Origin of the sequence: Leptolyngbya sp. BL0902, assembly GCF_016403105.1 — a bacterium.
Lineage (GTDB): Bacteria > Cyanobacteriota > Cyanobacteriia > Phormidesmidales > Phormidesmidaceae > Nodosilinea.
Map to the genome: position 1 here is coordinate 16,352 of NZ_CP046159.1, position 15,389 is coordinate 31,740.

14 protein-coding genes are annotated in these 15,389 nt (G+C 54.8%); 7 read left to right on the top strand and 7 right to left on the bottom strand.

What is annotated here, in order from left to right; genetic code table 11:
- The first annotated feature begins 21 nt into the window (after window positions 1-21).
- Together GFS31_RS20615 and GFS31_RS20620 are read left to right on the top strand one after the other, a co-directional pair.
- Window positions 22-3,147, top strand: a complete 3,126-nt coding sequence (locus tag GFS31_RS20615) for an SNF2-related protein (protein ID WP_198808639.1) — start codon at window positions 22-24, stop codon at window positions 3,145-3,147.
- Between the two features lie 418 nt (window positions 3,148-3,565).
- Window positions 3,566-4,753 carry a transposase gene (locus GFS31_RS20620; RefSeq protein WP_198808640.1) on the top strand — a complete coding sequence of 396 codons (1,188 nt, stop codon included), beginning with the start codon at window positions 3,566-3,568 and terminating at the stop codon, window positions 4,751-4,753.
- 15 nt (window positions 4,754-4,768) lie between these two features.
- Here the strand turns inward: GFS31_RS20620 and GFS31_RS20625 are convergent, their stop codons facing one another.
- Both GFS31_RS20625 and GFS31_RS20630 read right to left on the bottom strand, forming a co-directional pair.
- The gene (locus GFS31_RS20625) at window positions 4,769-5,380 is read right to left on the bottom strand and encodes a hypothetical protein (protein ID WP_198808641.1); all 612 of its coding nucleotides are present in this window, start codon (window positions 5,378-5,380) and stop codon (window positions 4,769-4,771) included.
- A complete protein-coding gene (locus GFS31_RS20630; RefSeq protein ID WP_198808642.1) occupies window positions 5,377-5,913 on the bottom strand; it encodes a hypothetical protein in 537 nt (178 codons plus the stop codon). Before GFS31_RS20630 ends, GFS31_RS20625 begins: the two co-directional genes overlap by 4 nt.
- Before the next feature lie 91 nt (window positions 5,914-6,004).
- Here GFS31_RS20630 and GFS31_RS20635 point away from each other — a divergent pair, with 91 nt between their 5' ends.
- On the top strand, window positions 6,005-7,138 hold the full coding sequence (locus GFS31_RS20635; protein WP_198808612.1) for a transposase: 1,134 nt from the start codon (window positions 6,005-6,007) through the stop codon (window positions 7,136-7,138).
- Window positions 7,139-7,683: 545 nt separating this feature from the next.
- Here GFS31_RS20635 and GFS31_RS20640 read toward each other — a convergent pair.
- Entirely contained in the window at window positions 7,684-8,025 is a 342-nt protein-coding gene (locus tag GFS31_RS20640; protein WP_198808613.1) for a nucleotidyltransferase domain-containing protein, read from the bottom strand.
- A gap of 199 nt (window positions 8,026-8,224) precedes the next feature.
- Between GFS31_RS20640 and psbA the strand changes: the two genes are divergently transcribed.
- Complete coding sequence (gene psbA / locus GFS31_RS20645) at window positions 8,225-9,286, top strand: photosystem II q(b) protein (protein ID WP_198807257.1); 1,062 nt, start codon at window positions 8,225-8,227, stop codon at window positions 9,284-9,286.
- A gap of 213 nt (window positions 9,287-9,499) precedes the next feature.
- Here the strand turns inward: psbA and GFS31_RS20650 are convergent, their stop codons facing one another.
- Both GFS31_RS20650 and GFS31_RS20655 read right to left on the bottom strand, forming a co-directional pair.
- The gene (locus GFS31_RS20650; RefSeq protein WP_198808614.1) at window positions 9,500-9,910 is read right to left on the bottom strand and encodes a type II toxin-antitoxin system HigA family antitoxin; all 411 of its coding nucleotides are present in this window, start codon (window positions 9,908-9,910) and stop codon (window positions 9,500-9,502) included.
- The gene (locus GFS31_RS20655) at window positions 9,907-10,194 is read right to left on the bottom strand and encodes a type II toxin-antitoxin system HigB family toxin (protein ID WP_198808643.1); all 288 of its coding nucleotides are present in this window, start codon (window positions 10,192-10,194) and stop codon (window positions 9,907-9,909) included. Before GFS31_RS20655 ends, GFS31_RS20650 begins: the two co-directional genes overlap by 4 nt.
- Window positions 10,195-10,331: 137 nt before the next feature.
- Here GFS31_RS20655 and GFS31_RS20660 point away from each other — a divergent pair, with 137 nt between their 5' ends.
- Window positions 10,332-10,697, top strand: a complete 366-nt coding sequence (locus tag GFS31_RS20660; protein ID WP_198808615.1) for a nucleotidyltransferase family protein — start codon at window positions 10,332-10,334, stop codon at window positions 10,695-10,697.
- A gap of 262 nt (window positions 10,698-10,959) precedes the next feature.
- Here GFS31_RS20660 and GFS31_RS20665 read toward each other — a convergent pair whose 3' ends face one another.
- Together GFS31_RS20665 and GFS31_RS20670 are read right to left on the bottom strand one after the other, a co-directional pair.
- Window positions 10,960-12,009 carry a relaxase/mobilization nuclease domain-containing protein gene (locus GFS31_RS20665; protein ID WP_198808616.1) on the bottom strand — a complete coding sequence of 350 codons (1,050 nt, stop codon included), beginning with the start codon at window positions 12,007-12,009 and terminating at the stop codon, window positions 10,960-10,962.
- On the bottom strand, window positions 11,999-12,424 hold the full coding sequence (locus GFS31_RS20670; protein WP_198808617.1) for a hypothetical protein: 426 nt from the start codon (window positions 12,422-12,424) through the stop codon (window positions 11,999-12,001). Before GFS31_RS20670 ends, GFS31_RS20665 begins: the two co-directional genes overlap by 11 nt.
- 833 nt (window positions 12,425-13,257) lie before the next feature.
- Between GFS31_RS20670 and GFS31_RS20675 the strand changes: the two genes are divergently transcribed.
- The gene (locus tag GFS31_RS20675) at window positions 13,258-14,451 is read left to right on the top strand and encodes a hypothetical protein (protein WP_198808618.1); all 1,194 of its coding nucleotides are present in this window, start codon (window positions 13,258-13,260) and stop codon (window positions 14,449-14,451) included.
- Window positions 14,452-14,483: 32 nt separating this feature from the next.
- Window positions 14,484-14,978 carry a hypothetical protein gene (locus tag GFS31_RS20680; RefSeq protein WP_198808619.1) on the top strand — a complete coding sequence of 165 codons (495 nt, stop codon included), beginning with the start codon at window positions 14,484-14,486 and terminating at the stop codon, window positions 14,976-14,978.
- Window positions 14,979-15,389: the final 411 nt, after the last annotated feature.

Here is a 15,389-nt window from a genome sequence, read left to right on the forward strand (position 1 = left end):
TAGAACCTACCGCATCTAGCTATGAATGATTGGAATCCAGAGATTCCTGGCCAAGCCGTCAGAATTCGCTCCAACCCTGGCCAGCGAGGGCTCACCACTGGCAGAGTCCAGAAGGCCGGGACTCGCCTGTTGGTACAGGTGCAGTTTGGCCCCAACGAAAGAACCTACAAACCCCAAAATCTGCTAGAACTCTGCGGTGAGGATGACGGCATCGAATCTCTGCTGCGGCAGAAGCGGTTTGGGGGGCCTGACGACCTCCGGCGCATTCTCACCTTTGAGAAGGTCAAAGGCCAGCTCACCAACGTCTTCTACAGCATGGAGGCGAGCAAGACCGACTTCTACGCCCACCAGTTCAAGCCGGTTCTTAAATTCCTCAACTCCCCGGTGGGTCGGCTGCTGATTGCCGATGAAGTGGGTTTGGGCAAGACCATTGAGGCCATGTACATCTGGAAAGAACTCCAGGCCAGAGCCGATGCCCGACGGCTGCTCATTGTCTGTCCGGCGATGCTGCGCCAAAAGTGGCAGGATGACCTGCGCCAGCGGTTCAACATCTTCGCCGAAATTGTCGATGCCAAAGATCTGCTGCTGCGGGCCAGAACCTGCCTAGAAACCCAGCAGGCCCAGCCCTTTGCCTGCATCGCTAGCCTCGAAGGGCTACGTCCAGGCCGGAACTGGGAAGACGAAGCGGTCACAAATCCCCGATCCGAACTGGCCCGATTACTCGATTCTAACCCCGCCACCGATGAATTCGGCATCTTTGACCTCGCCATCTTTGACGAAGCCCATTACCTCAGGAATGCCAGCACCGCCAGTAACCGCATCGGTCGCCTCATTCGCGATGCCTCTCGCCATCTGATTCTGCTGACGGCAACTCCGGTGCAGGTTCACAGCAACAACCTCTATCAGCTCTTGAGGCTGATCAGCCCAGAAGACTTCTTCAATGAGCTGATTTTTGAAGCCATGCTGGAGGCGAATAGTCCAGTCATTCGAGCGTTGCGATCCCTCTGGACTCATCCCCCCCAGCTAGAGCAGGCCAAAGCCGAGCTGGCAACGGCTGTTAGGTCTGACTATCTGGCTAGTAATCGCCTTTTGCACACTGTGCGCGACGTGCTGGCAGATGCTGACACCCTCACCGCAGAACAGCGAGTTGACCTGGGCTATAAGCTCGAAAAGCTTTCATTGCTGGGCCAATACATTAGCCGCAGCCGTAAGCGGGACGTGCTCCCAAATCGCGTTAAGCGTGCCCCCCAAACCCTGACGGTCAGGTTTTCCCCGCTAGAGAAAGAGATTTACGACCACATCACCGACCAGATCAAACAGCAAACCCAGGGAAAGCGTGGCGTTTCTGTTTTTAGGCTCATTGCCCGTCAGCGGCAAATGGCCAGCTGCATGGTTGCCGCTCTCGAAGCCTGGAAAGCCGACGGCCTTTTGGACGATCTGATTAACGAATCCCTCTGGGAGGATTTTGGCCTGTCATCAGACCTGGACAGTGACACCCATGGCCAAACCTCGCCATCCCTACCGTTTCCTAACCTCCGACAAGTCAACCTAGCAGACCTGGAACACCAGGACGCTAAATATCGAGAACTGCGGAAATTTCTGCAGCGAGAACTCGCGAAAAATCCCACAGAGAAGTTTGTCATCTTTGCCTACTTTCGAGGCACCCTCCAATATCTGCAACGGCGTCTAGAATCCGACGGTATTACCACCAGTCTGATCATGGGCGATATGGGCGATGCCAAGTGGGATATCGTCAACCACTTTAGACAGGACAATGGCCCTGCCGTACTTCTATCCTCCGAAGTCGGCAGCGAGGGGATTGACTTACAGCACTGCCGTTTCTTGGTGAACTATGACCTGCCTTGGAACCCCATGAAGGTAGAGCAGCGTATCGGTCGTCTAGATCGTTTGGGCCAAAAAGCAGAGCGAATTTCTATCGTGAACTTCAGTCTAGAAGATACCGTCGAAGAGCGTATCCTAGAGCGATTGTATGAACATATCCAAGTCTTTCAAGAAAGCATCGGAGACCTGGAAAATATCCTAGGTGCCATGACCGAAAAACTCCTGATTGAGCTGTTTGATGTCAACCTCACCCCCCAGGAAAAAGAACAGCGAGCTACTGAAACCGTGATGGCGCTCTTGAAAGAGCGGACCTTGCGGAATGAGTTGGAAACCGAAGCCATTAACATGATGGCCTTCTCAGACCACATCCTCCGTTCGATTATCGATAGTCGCGAACAGGGACGCTGGCTACAGCCTGAAGAGGTTCATGTCTTTGTCGAGGACTGTTTTTCCCGCTATTATCCCGGTACCGTCATTGCGCCTAGCTCGAAGCACAACCGTTTATACGAAATTACCCTCTCGGAGGATGCCAAGATAGACCTCCAGCTTTTCTTTGATCAACATCGCTGTGCGACACCGACAAAGCTGCATACCTCAAGCGCTCCGGTCACCTGCTTTTTCGACCCCAAAATAGCAGACAGCATGGGCAAGCGTAATGAATTACTGGATGCGACCCATCCCCTCATCCTCTGGATTCGCCACCGCTACGAAACTGCTGCCCAAAAACTCCATCCCGTTTCGGCCATTCGCATCCCCCAGCGCACCCTTGGTCTATCGCCTGGGCTATATGTCTATGCCGCCCACCGCTGGACATTCTCCGGCATCAAAACCGAGAGCCAGCTAGCTTACAAAGTAGCCCGATGCAGCGACGGCGAATTGCTGGCCGATCAGGTGTCAGAATCTGTGCTGACCATCCTGATGCAGCACGGCAAGCCCAAGGCAAATGCCCAGAACTTCATCGGAGACATGGGCCGTATCCTAGATCTACATCGTGCCTGTGAGGAAGCCTTGGAAGATGCCTTCGGTGAGGCCTTGGAGGAATTTGAAATCGATAACCAAACCCGTTGCGATGTCCAGGAACGCAGCGCCCGAGCCTTTGCTGAACGCAAACAACAGGAACTACAAGACCGTCTGCAGTGGTTTAGGGAAGCTGGCAAAACTCAGATTATTCCAGCCACAGAGGGACAACTCCGAAAGGTTACTCGCGAGTTAGAAGTAAAGCTGAAAACAATTCAGCAAAAGCGCGAGGGCATTACCTGTGAGCAGGTTCATTTGGCGTCAGGGGTGATATTCATTGAGGCATAAAATTGCAGCAGGTACGGCGAAGAACATCACAGCCGTAGGGGAACAGGCTCTTAGGCCTGCGGCCATGGGATTTGATAGCAATCGGATTGTGCTGATGATGCCAGAGTCCAGTGAGCATGGCCCAGCAGAAGCTCAAGGAAAGGAGGGCAACGAGCGGCCTAGGCTACTAAAGTAGAACACTTCTTGAAATGCTTGCCATACAAGATTCTAGATGATGAGAAATCAAGGATCATACGGTTAGAGACCAGTGCCCTCCCTCTGCCTTTGAAAAAGACTACCCTTTCTCAACCCAAATTGACCTAGCGTAAAACCTGACTGCCTGACAGAAGTGGGCAAAAGGCTTGAAATCTCGTGATGTGAAGGGGAAACGGTGAGGTGACATGAGACGCTGGAATTTGCGTATCTCAGGGTCTTGGTCATGTCATCCACCACCTGTCTCTATGATCAAGTGCTGTCCTTGCTGCGTCAATATAGCCATCGCCGGGATCTCCGGCACCTCAAGGCCCTGGCCTGGATGGTGACGGCCTTGGTGTGCAGCAGCAAACTGAGTTTGCCGGAATGGGAGTCCTATGTGCCGAGTCGCGCTCGACAGGCGCAAAGTCCGGAACGACGGTGGCAGCGGTTTATGGGCAATCGTCGGGTGCGGATCAAAAGTCTGTACGTGCCGTTGGTGCTGGCCGCCATTCATCGGTGGAAAGGACGGCGACTCTACCTAGCGCTGGATACGACGGTGCTGTGGAATCGGTATTGCATGATTCACCTGTCGGTGACCTGTTGCGGACGAGCGGTGCCCCTGCTGTGGCGGGTGTTGGAACATCCCAGTGCCACGGTCAGCACAGCACGGTATTTGCCGATGCTGCGGTTGGCCCATCGGCTGTTGCAGGATTATCCCGATGTGATGGTGTTAGCCGACCGAGGGTTTGCCAACCATGACCTCCTGGAGTGGCTCAGCGACAGTCGATGGCACTACGCGTTACGCCTGCCCAGTGACGTGGTGGTGCATGGCCCTCGCCGTCATCCCGTCGAAGTCGGCCCTCTTTGGCCTGCCAAGGGCGAAGCTCGGTTCTATGAGGGCATTGGCCTGTGGGTGGATGGACGCTGGCGCGGCAACCTCGTTCTGGCCAACGTCAAAGGGGTCAAGGAACCTTGGGCCGTCATCACCGATGAACCACCGTCCCTCAATACCCTCTGGCAGTACGCCCTGCGGTTTCGGGTGGAGGAACTTTTCTTGGATTCAAAATCCGGGGTCTTTGAGCTAGAAGCCTCCGGTATCCGCTCCGCCCTTGCCCTTGAACGGCTTTACCTGGTGGCGGCTGTTGCCATCCTCTATGGCACCACTCAGGGCATGGCCGTTCAGAACGACGGCTGCCGCTCTCAGGTTGACCCACACTGGACACGAGGCGTCAGCTATCTCAAAATCGGCCTCCGCTGGCTCAGAGGCGTGGTCAACAAAGGGCGTCCGCTGCTCCAACCCATCCCCCTATTCACCGTTGACCCTGCCCCCTGTTTTGCGTCTAAAAAAGCGGAGGCCCGGTATTATGACCAAATCTGGTTCTCTAGAATCCAGTCCGTGCGGTGTCAGCTACCTCCTTGGGAGGCCGCCTAAAGATGTGTCAGGCAGTCAGGCGTAAAACTCGCCCTCCCCAGGCGCTAGCCGGAAGCCCCCCAGCAATAGCCCTAACCACACCTGCACTAAGGGCCAGCCCAACTGGGCTTGGATCTGCCGTACCTCAATCGCCTCTGGGTGGGCCTCAAACCACTTGCGGATCTGTTCAACCCAAACTCCCACAGCTTCATCGTGGGCCATGGCCATCGCCTGCTGCTTGGCCTCCATCGCATCCACCATCGCCAGCAGAGTCGCTTGATCCACCGTAGCCACCACCGAGCTGTCATCGTCAACCAGCTCAGCTTTGGGGCGCTGTCGGGTGGGTGAGGCCACAAGACTTTCCGTATCGAGTTGCTGACTGGAACGCACCAATCCCCGGAGCCAGTCTTGGGCCAGGGTCGGATCTTCCGGGTCATAGACCGCTTGCCATTGCTCAAACAGCACTTCGGCCTTGGCCTGGTGCAGGGTCGCCAGTCGGTCAATCACCGCCCCACCCACCGCCAGTTGCTCATGCAGATCCAGACGCTCCAAGACAGGTTCAATAGCCTGCCACAGCCGATCCAGGTCAGTGGTCTCAGGCGCAACCCAGGCCGCATTCAGGTCTGCCTCTAGGGCCGAAAGCGTCATGGCGTGATCACCAGTTCAGGGACAGCGTCTGAGTTAGGAGCTTTCAACGGACAGCCCTGAATCGGGCATTCGGTGGGCTCTAGACGAATCTCCGCCTCAAACTGCTGAATCTGGGGATAACGCTCGTGAATGTGGTCGAGCACCTGCACCAGGTATTGCTTTAGCCGCCGTCCCGTCAAGCCCGCACAGTGAATGGGGCGCACCGCCAGCAAGTGTTGGTCGCCCTGCCACACCGAGGCCGCCACCGCATGGATAGGACTATCCGCCCGTTTGGCTCGGTATAGATAGAGATAAGCCGCCGGAGGCAAGTCCACCTCAATCCCCAGTTCATCTACCTTGGCCTGATGCTGCTGGGCACGGTACTGCTCTCGCCGCTGCACATTCACCTGGCCCCGGTGACGGTAGTGGGAGCGACGACGGTGGCAGCGAGAAGCCACCCAACAATCATCCCACTCTGGGCCATGGCGGCGTTGGGCCTCCTCAATCGGAAGCTGGGCGCAGGCGACACAGGTTGGATCCTGACTGCCTGACACAAGTGGGTGAAAGGCTTGAAACCTCGTGGTGGGAGGGGAAAAGGTGAGGTGACATGAGACGCTGGAATTTGCGTATTTCAGGGTCTTTGCCATGTCATCCACCACCTGTCTCTATGATCAAGTGCTGTCCTTGCTGCGTCAATATAGCCATCGTCGGGATTTACGGCACCTCAAAGCGCTGGCGTGGATGGTGACGGCGCTGGTGTGCAGCGGTCGGTTGAGCCTGCCGGAGTGGGAAGCCTATGTTCCCAGTCGCGCCCGCCAGGCGCAAAGCACCGAACGACGATGGCAACGGTTTATGAGCAATCACCGGGTGCGGATTAAAAGTCTGTACGTGCCCTTGGCGTTAGCGGCGATTCATCGGTGGAAAGGACGGCGACTCTACCTAGCCCTCGATACGACGGTGCTGTGGAATCGGTATTGCATGATTCACCTGTCCGTGACCTGTTGTGGGCGGGCGGTGCCCCTGCTGTGGCGGGTGTTAGAGCATCCTAGTGCCACGGTCAGTGCCCAACGGTATTTGCCGATGCTGCGCTTAGCCCATCGACTGTTGCAGGCTTATCCCGATGTGATGCTGTTAGCCGACCGAGGGTTTGCCAACCATGACCTGCTGGCGTGGCTCAGCGACAGTCGATGGCACTATGCTTTACGCTTGCCCAGTGATGTGGTGGTGCATGGCCCCCGCCGTCAGCCGATTGAGGTAGGTGTTCTGTGGCCCCCCAAGGGCGAAGTTCGTTTCTATGAGGGCATTGGCCTGTGGGCCGATGGGCGCTGGCGCTGCAACCTGGTTCTGGCTAACGTCAAAGGCGTTAAGGAGCCCTGGGCGGTCATCACCGATGAGCCGCCGACCCTCAATACCCTGTGGCAATATGCCCTCAGGTTCCGAGTTGAGGAACTGTTCCTCGATTCAAAATCCGGGGCCTTTGCCCTCGAATCTTCCGGCATCCGCTCCGCCCAAGCCCTCGAACGTCTCTACCTCGTCGCGGCAGTCGCCATCCTCTATGGCACCACCCAGGGCATGGCCGCTCAACTCGACGGTCTCCGCTCTCAGGTTGACCCTCATTGGACACGGGGCATCAGCTATCTCAAAATCGGCCTCCGCTGGCTTAGAGGGGTGGTCAACAAAGGGCGTCCGTTGCTCAACCCCATCCCCCTATTGACCGTTGACCCAGATCCCTGTTTTGCATCTAAAAAGGCAGAAGCCCGATATTATGACCGCATCTAGTTCTCTAGGATCCAGTCCATGCGCTGTCAGCTACCCCCTTGGGATGCCGCATAAAGATGTGTCAGGCAGTCAGGGTTGGATCAGGCTTACGGGGCATCGGTTCTATCCCTGGCAGCGTCTAGGATTTGGGCCATTTTGACCCCCAGCGCCATCCTAACATTTAGGTTGTGTAATTCGTAGTGTAAGTCTAGAAGGTGTGCCAGCGGCCTGCTTTAAGACAGATTGAGTCTAATCCTAAGAATCGCTGAAACCCTTGAAAACTCGTTGATTGTGTTTGAATAGTTGCGATAAAAGCAAATATTCAAATGCTTATAAGCTATATCAAGAAAGTCTAGAATACTTTCTTGATATAGCCATAGCCTAAGACTGGACTAAGTGGGCCTAACTAGGGTGTGACGATGTAATGTGCCAATCTTAGGTGAGACTGAACCCGACGTGAGACAGCGAGGGCTGAAATGGGGTTTTTAGCTTAAAAACTCAGACTTTTTTGGGTGCCGGATGCGGTCTATCAAGGGCTACTACCGCTTGGTGTAGCGTTTCGTAGCTCATGGGGAGTCTTGGGAATAGAGGATTTTACCTTCGGCCAAGAGTTGACGAATAAAGGGCCGCTCTGAGCGCTGGGCGAGTTCTGCTGGGGTGTAGACGATAACCTCCACCGGGGCCGGAGCATCCACCAGCAAGGCCAACACCTGACCGATGCGATCCAAGGGGGGCAGGGCGCAATCCCACACCAAAAAGAGATCAATATCGGAGCGGCGGGTGGCGCTGCCCCTGGCCCAAGACCCAAATAAAATGATGCGCTCTGGGGCGATGTGCTGGCAGAGGCGGGCTACGGCGACGGTGAGCCAGTCTGTGAGCGCGGCGGTGGTGAGGATGGGTGACGGCATGGTTTTGGTGGGGTGGGGGGCTGCGGTCAGCCTAGCCTGTGGGCTGGGGCGAAGGCCAAGGGAAAAATGAGGTTGCAGCGCAGTTTCTGAGACGTTGTTTACAAAATGTAACAGTTCGGCTAAGGTAGGGATATACATACCTGGCAACCCCTTGTGGGTAGCCCCTTTCAAACCAAACACCCTGCACTCATTTTTAACCATGACCACAACCCTTCAACGGCAACAATCTGCCTCCCTCTGGGAGCAGTTCTGCCAGTGGGTGACCAGCACCGAAAACCGCCTGTACATTGGCTGGTTCGGCGTGCTGATGATCCCCACTCTGCTGGCTGCTACCGCCTGTTTCGTAATCGCCTTCGTTGCTGCTCCCCCCGTGGACATCGACGGCATCCGTGAGCCTGTTGCTGGCTCCCTGATGTACGGCAACAACATCATCTCTGGTGCTGTTGTTCCTTCCTCCAACGCTATCGGTCTGCACTTCTACCCCATCTGGGAAGCCGCTTCCCTGGATGAGTGGCTGTACAACGGTGGCCCCTACCAGTTGGTGATTTTCCACTTCCTCATCGGCGTCTTCTGCTACATGGGTCGTGAGTGGGAACTGAGCTACCGCCTCGGTATGCGCCCCTGGATCTGCGTGGCTTACTCTGCCCCTGTGGCCGCTGCCACCGCTGTGTTCCTGATCTACCCCATCGGTCAAGGCTCCTTCTCTGACGGGATGCCCTTGGGTATCTCTGGTACCTTCAACTTCATGTTGGTGTTCCAGGCTGAGCACAACATTCTGATGCACCCCTTCCACATGATGGGTGTGGCCGCTGTGTTCGGTGGGTCTCTGTTCTCCGCCATGCACGGTTCTCTGGTGACCTCTTCTCTGGTGCGTGAGACCACCGAGACCGAGTCTCAGAACTACGGCTACAAGTTTGGCCAAGAAGAAGAGACCTACAACATCGTGGCTGCCCACGGCTACTTCGGTCGTCTCATTTTCCAATACGCCAGCTTCAACAACTCTCGTTCTCTGCACTTCTTCTTGGGTGCATGGCCCGTCATCGGCATCTGGTTCACCGCTCTGGGCATCAGCACCATGGCGTTCAACCTGAACGGGTTCAACTTCAACCAGTCCATCCTGGATTCTCAGGGTCGTGTGATTGGCACCTGGGCTGACGTGATCAACCGGGCCAACCTGGGTATGGAAGTGATGCACGAGCGCAATGCTCACAACTTCCCCCTCGACCTGGCTACCGCCGAGGCTCCTGAAATCATCGGCTAGTCTTGGGGTTCCGACCTTTTGACTAATCCATGGATTGACTAGGAAAAAGAGCGCTCCTCGCAAGGGGGGCGCTTTTAGCGTGGGGCATTGCTGTAAAAATGAACGAAATCATCCAACATCGCCAGGATCCACAACGACTCAAACCCCAAACTCAGGACTCAACTCACGGCAGAGCTAGCGCAAGATACGTGGGTCCAACTGGCGTAGGGTTGCCTAAATAAATAGGGCCGGAGACACATGGAAAAAGGATCCAAACACCTTGGCCTGGGCTTTGCTGATCGCCCGCTTACCATTCACGATTTCAGACACAAGGCCTTTAGATCCTACGAGGGGTACTAAATCTGCCTGCCGGAGGTCTCGCGCCTCCATCAAATGCCGCAGAACTTCGTGGGGCGTTACCGCTTCTAGGTTCATCTGGTCGAGTTGCTGCTCTTCGTAATCTTCGATCAAGGTGGCCAGTAGGGTGGCAATGGCTGATTCCTCAGCGCTCAGGTCTTCCCCTTTTTCCAGTAGGGTTTCTAGGGCCGATAGGGCTTCTGCATAGGCCACCGCAGATTGAATCACCTGGGGCTGGTAGGTGGCCAGCAGCGTACCGTAGGATTCTCGATCAAGGGTGAGTATCATCGCTTCCACTGACCTTTGTCGTACTCTGGGTGGGTTAAGAAATAGCGGTAGTAAATGATCTGCGCCTTAAAGTTACAAATCACAATTAACCGATAGCTTTTGATGTTAAAAACTAAAAACTTACCGACCTGGTCTACGGAGCGGTCGTAGGTCTTTCTGATGTCGTCTAGGCTTTCCCAGTTGGCCTGTTTGACCACCTTGCACCAAGCCATGACGCTTTTCTGAATATCTGGGGGGTAGGCTTGGGCATCCTGAATAATATTGGCTTTTTTGATCAGCCTCATCAAGGGAAAGTAAACTATTTCAGAGAGATGTTCTCATATTGAGAACTTTGTGTCAATCTCATCGGTAAGATGGTCGCCTAAGTGACTCATAAAATTAAGTTGACCAGATCCCTGAAATCCACCCTTCTTTTCTACCCATGCCCCTACCCACCGCTACCCAAATGCAAACCTATATTGCTACGGCCCGCCATCGCCAGCAGCAACGACAGGCCATGCTACAGGAGCGACGAACTCAGGGACTAGCCGTAGCCCACATAGCGGCTCAAATCTTACGGGAGGAGTTCGGTGTGGGCCGAGTGGTGTTGTTTGGGTCTGTCCTCAGCGAAACTGACTTCCACGAAACCTCCGATTTAGACCTGGCTATCTGGGACTTACCAGCTTCTGTCTACTTCCAGGCGGTCGCTCGTTTAATGGAATTTCCAGAGTTCGAGATTGATCTGGTAGAGGCCGAAGCGGCCAGTCCTCACCTGCAAGCAGGCATTGAACAGGGGATCGAGCTATGAGCCAGTATTCGGTACTCGCGGCTCGGCTCAGAAACGAGTTAACCATGCTCGATACGGTGGTGAAGTCGGCTCAATCGCAAGCGGGCAAAGGCTTAGTCACAGCAGAAAAAAATCTGGTCGTTCGCAGGACGATAAGACGGCCTGCCCTATTTAGGGTTTAACTTGGAACAGTTTCAGTCTTCATGACCAAAATCTTTCCGTTGCTCAACCGAAGTAGCCCTGGACTCCTGAGTGATTGGGTGTCGTCACCGGGGGCCATTGCTCATAGTTCCATCTGACGATTGCGCTGCTTCTGCCGTCGCTGCTGCGCTTTCCGTTTCCGGTCTTCATCTTTCTGGACCTGACGCTGCTGCACCTCAAGCTCTTTCAGAGATGGGTCAACACCTGGCGGTTCCTGGTTTTGGCTGGCGGGCTGGGCTGGGGTTGGGAATTCAGTTGCGAGTTCGGGTTCGGGCTGACTGTGATCCTCATCCTGAACCTGGGCTGGCCCTGGCTCAACCTGTGCAGATTCCTGACCCCGCTGCCGTCCCTCCCACCAGTCCATCACGGCGGCACTGTCCTGGGGCGACTCAATCCCTCGAAACTGGCGGAGACCATTCAGGGTGTAGGCACGACCGAGCTGAGAGGCGCTGAAATAGAGTCCCTTGAAGTGATAGGTCAGGCCCACCGTGGTCTCGTTGATGGGTTTAAGCATCAGCTCAACCCCAGCTTCTTCTAGACGATCCGCAAACTGGTCAAGGCTATCGACTTGGCCTGAGAGGTCGTCAATCAGGTCTTGAAGCTCAGGCTTAACCGCAGGTTGGCCCGTGTCTCGTTCATGGCGAATCATGCCAACCGTGGGCGGTTTCCGTTCCTTGTACCAGCTTGAGACAGTCAGGGGCAAGCCATACTCAACTTCGAGTTCTCGGGCCGCCGCTTCGGCTTTGTAGTGATCCCAATCTCCGGGTACTCGCTTACCTTTATCGAGGTCAAACCGACCTGCCACGATATGAACATGGTCATGGTCGGTATCGGTGTGGCGCACGACCACATAGGGCAGATGGGTGTAGCCCATTTTGTCGAGGTAGTCGCTGGCGATGAGGAACCAACCGTCATCCGATAGCTGTGCAGGGGGGGCGATGGCGAGGGAGGCATGGTAGGTGGTGTACTGAAGCCGACGGGACGCTGCACAGCTATGGCGGATCTCACGAGCGATGGTGTAGGGATTATCGAGGCAAATCAGGTTGCCGCCAATCACCTGGGCCTCAGACCGATTCAACACGTACTGGGCCACGCCGAGGGGGTCTTTGCGCTTGGTGTGCTTAACCAGCATGGTCTTGGTCTAGGGTCTGCCATCGTTCCTGCTCGATCTCTAGCCTCAGTTCTTGCGCTAGGGTCATCGGTTCTACGGATTCCCCTTGGGGTCTGCCGCTGAGGTCCACCCCATTGGCCTCCAGGAGCAGGGCGTGGAGTGCGGTCAGTTTTTCATCCAGTGCGGCAACGGGCAGGCCCATGCCCTCTAGATCCACCCCTTGAATCCGCGCCTTGGCTAAGATGCGCTGGAGCAGTGTCTTCATGGCAAGGACAGTGCCATAGACTTGAGCACCCGTTAAGCGAGTAAACCGGGTCGCCTCGATGGCCTCGTCAATCACCTGGCTGGGGTCGGTGCCGCGACGCTCGGCCTCCGCCAGCACGGCCTTGTAGTTGTGATTTTGGAGCCGAATTCTGAGCCGATGGGTATTCGTCATGGTTCACAAGAACGGTTCACATAATCGCATCTTGGCAAATCTGTTGGAGGGGATTACTCTGTCTGGGGTTGGAGATTTAGGGCCAGATGCTCCCTAGGATGAAGGCCGTTTTTGCTTCAGTCGCATTGACGATGGTTGACCATGACCCTGCCATCTTGATCGCCATGCTGCTCAGAGTGAGCCTCTCGTCAGTTCCTAGCGAGTTGGGACGGTTCCCTATCCTCCCCTAGGGGTGTCCATCGGGTTCTGGGATGTTCCCCAACCTGTCCCGATGGAGCCTCTATCGGCACGAAATGGATACTGAATGAATGTTCAATGAATTTGGACATCTGTCGAGGGCAGGTGGCCCAGGAAAGTATTGCTTGCCTATCAAAGTCCCCATGGCATTTTCACCCTAGAAGTGGGGGTAAACAGGGCCAATTTTGGGCTGGATGCCGAGGTTTACTGGAGTCAAACTGACTTCCTACACAGCCAATTTGACGGCCTCTGAAGCCAGTCTGACGGCAAACTCCCTTAAAAATAGGGTTTGAAAATCGTTTCATCTCAGAAGTGTATCTAAGGGGAACCTTAGGGGGACTGTGCTGTCCCGACTCGACCCACTGGGGGCAACATCGGTACGCTTAGGAGCACCCATGATTAGGTCATCAGAATGGATACGTACTGGATGAGGACAAATCGTGAAGTGAGGGGTCAGGCTTGGCCTGTGGTTAGCAATGTCACGGCACCTAAACGCGCTCATTTCATCGTCCCAACTTCGACAAACTCTCCTATTTGATAGAGGTCAAGTTGGATTTGGGCTAGATAGCGTCAGAGAGACGATCGTTGGAGTGACTATGCCACGTACAGCTAAACCTCATTTCATCCTGGCCGTTGATTTTGGGGGCTCCAGCACCAAGATTTTTTATCAGCATCGGTCAGATCAGCCCCAGTTCTTCACCATGCCGCCTGAAGCCATCATGGCGACGGAGGACAGTTTGGAACAATACGGACGCACCGCCGCAGGCCAAATGTCTCAGATGCAGAGTCAAGCTTCGTTTTGTTGGGTTCAACTTTTGGATCAGAAGGGTCAGCCCGACGAGAGCAAGATTGGTGCCGTAGGCCATTTGGGCGCTCAGATTGCCCTGTATAACACCCTCAATGTCGCTAAAAACGAGAAAGCGCTCTACAAGTTGCTCGGTGCCGTTTGGGTGATTCAGCAAAGGTTAATCGAGGAAGGCTACAAGATTCCGGATGATTTTGGTGTTGCGGTGCGCTGCTTGTTGCCCTCCGATGAGACTAATTTTGTCGGTGACTTTCAGTATCGAGTGATATCGGCCTTTGAGCAAGGCTTTATGAGCCCGACCGGAATCGTTCAACCTCAACTTTGGAGCTTTGACTGTAAGCCGGAAGGATTGGGTGTCACTCGCTCATTCCTGTGGGAACATCCTGAACATCGAGATGCGGCGGTGTTTATGCTCGGCCATCGTAATGCCACAGCGGTCGTGATTCGAGGGGGCAACCCGAAAAAGTTTAGAACCTCCAACCTTGGATTTAGGGCCTGTCTGGATATGCTCGATGGAGCCCATGGCGTATCTGCTGAACGATTGATGGCGGTTGTCTTTGAAGCTCGTCTAAAAGACGACTTTTACCCCTATTACCGTGTCACCTCCTACAGTGACCCTGATCTGAAAGAGAAAGCAGGTCGAGAGCTGTGCCAGGAGTTCAATAAAGCGAATCATGTCTATTGTGAACGGCTGAAGAATTGGATGGATGATGTGCTCTCCGATGAGGAATTTACGGCTATCGTCTTCTGTGGTGGTGGGGTGAATGCGGTGGGATTATTACTAGAGGACTATCGGCCTGACTTGGAGCATTATTTTGACTACGGCATCGACATTCCTGACTCGATTGAGGTCAGACCAGAATACGTTAATCGCCTCGAAGATATTTACAGTGTGTTCGAGGCGATGAGAGCTGAATTTAGGTTTCCGGAGCCAGATGCTGAGGCCGCTGAGTCGTCAGCCTCAAGCGCAGCGGTGGCTCGATAGGCATTGAATCTGTTTTGAATCGCAATAGGGTCATGACTCAATCTAGTATTCGGCTTCAGCTACGATCTAAAACTCCTGTCGAAGCGTTTGTCTTTCAACGTCTAAAAAAGGGAAGCGATAATGTGTCAGCCAAGGGCACTCGCGCTATTGCGATTTGCTACCTCGCTGAACTGGTCGCTCAGGTTGACCCCGATCTCAACCATCCAGCGCTGCGGGTGGCGGTGCTGGATGCGATCCATGAGTTGGAGGCTCGCCTCAATCTGGCCAAATCCCTGTTCCCCAACCTCACTTCGGTTACGCCACCGAATCACCCGATGGGCCGCTCTAACCGCCAGCCCGGTCATGCTCAGGCTGAACCTCGGTTTGAAATGGTCGCTGAGCCTGCAAAACCTGAAAAGCATCCAGGTCAACAGGACCATGCGAGCAATCAGGGCCAGTCAGAACGGGCACTGAGGTCTGATGAAGAGATGGATCCTTTCGATATGGATTGGTCTGAGTTCGAGATGGGCGACAAAGAAAAGGGTTAGTCATGGCCTCATCAGGCGGGTCTGGCAGCAGCTCCGCGACGCTGGCCTAGAGCCTTGGTAACTGCCGCAGAGCGAGGAGCGGCAACCCCAGTCTTGTGTTGCACATAAGAAAATCGATATCCACCCCACAACCCCGATACGATGAATCTTGAGGGTTCTCTTGCCCGGTTTGGGTGCCTGTATTATGATCCGGCAATGATCTATGCCGTTCTGGGCTGACCCCCTGGTAATGGTGTGAATCTGTGTTAAGCGTCCTGACCAGACCCTTGATACACAAAAGAGCCGATGGCACTTGCCACCGACTCTTTTAAAAGCGAAAACCCGAGAGGACCAGTCCCGAGTCGCGCAGAAATTCCTTATGCGCACATCGTAACACTGGCTTTCTCTCGGGGCAATACCTATTGCTCTTTT

Bases quoted from the DNA above. Each gene is read 5' to 3' on its own strand.
- GFS31_RS20650 (WP_198808614.1), bottom strand. From the start codon at position 9,910: ATGATACTCACCCTTGATCGAGAATCCTACGGTACGCTGCTGGCCACC.
- GFS31_RS20625 (WP_198808641.1), bottom strand. From the start codon at position 5,380: ATGACGCTTTCGGCCCTAGAGGCAGACCTGAATGCGGCCTGGGTTGCG.
- GFS31_RS20670 (WP_198808617.1), bottom strand. From the start codon at position 12,424: ATGACGAATACCCATCGGCTCAGAATTCGGCTCCAAAATCACAACTAC.
- GFS31_RS20655 (WP_198808643.1), bottom strand. From the start codon at position 10,194: ATGAGGCTGATCAAAAAAGCCAATATTATTCAGGATGCCCAAGCCTAC.
- GFS31_RS20620 (WP_198808640.1), top strand. From the start codon at position 3,566: ATGTCATCCACCACCTGTCTCTATGATCAAGTGCTGTCCTTGCTGCGT.
- psbA (WP_198807257.1), top strand. From the start codon at position 8,225: ATGACCACAACCCTTCAACGGCAACAATCTGCCTCCCTCTGGGAGCAG.
- GFS31_RS20660 (WP_198808615.1), top strand. From the start codon at position 10,332: ATGCCCCTACCCACCGCTACCCAAATGCAAACCTATATTGCTACGGCC.
- GFS31_RS20615 (WP_198808639.1), top strand. From the start codon at position 22: ATGAATGATTGGAATCCAGAGATTCCTGGCCAAGCCGTCAGAATTCGC.
- GFS31_RS20680 (WP_198808619.1), top strand. From the start codon at position 14,484: ATGACTCAATCTAGTATTCGGCTTCAGCTACGATCTAAAACTCCTGTC.
- GFS31_RS20635 (WP_198808612.1), top strand. From the start codon at position 6,005: ATGTCATCCACCACCTGTCTCTATGATCAAGTGCTGTCCTTGCTGCGT.
- GFS31_RS20675 (WP_198808618.1), top strand. From the start codon at position 13,258: ATGCCACGTACAGCTAAACCTCATTTCATCCTGGCCGTTGATTTTGGG.
- GFS31_RS20665 (WP_198808616.1), bottom strand. From the start codon at position 12,009: ATGCTGGTTAAGCACACCAAGCGCAAAGACCCCCTCGGCGTGGCCCAG.
- GFS31_RS20640 (WP_198808613.1), bottom strand. From the start codon at position 8,025: ATGCCGTCACCCATCCTCACCACCGCCGCGCTCACAGACTGGCTCACC.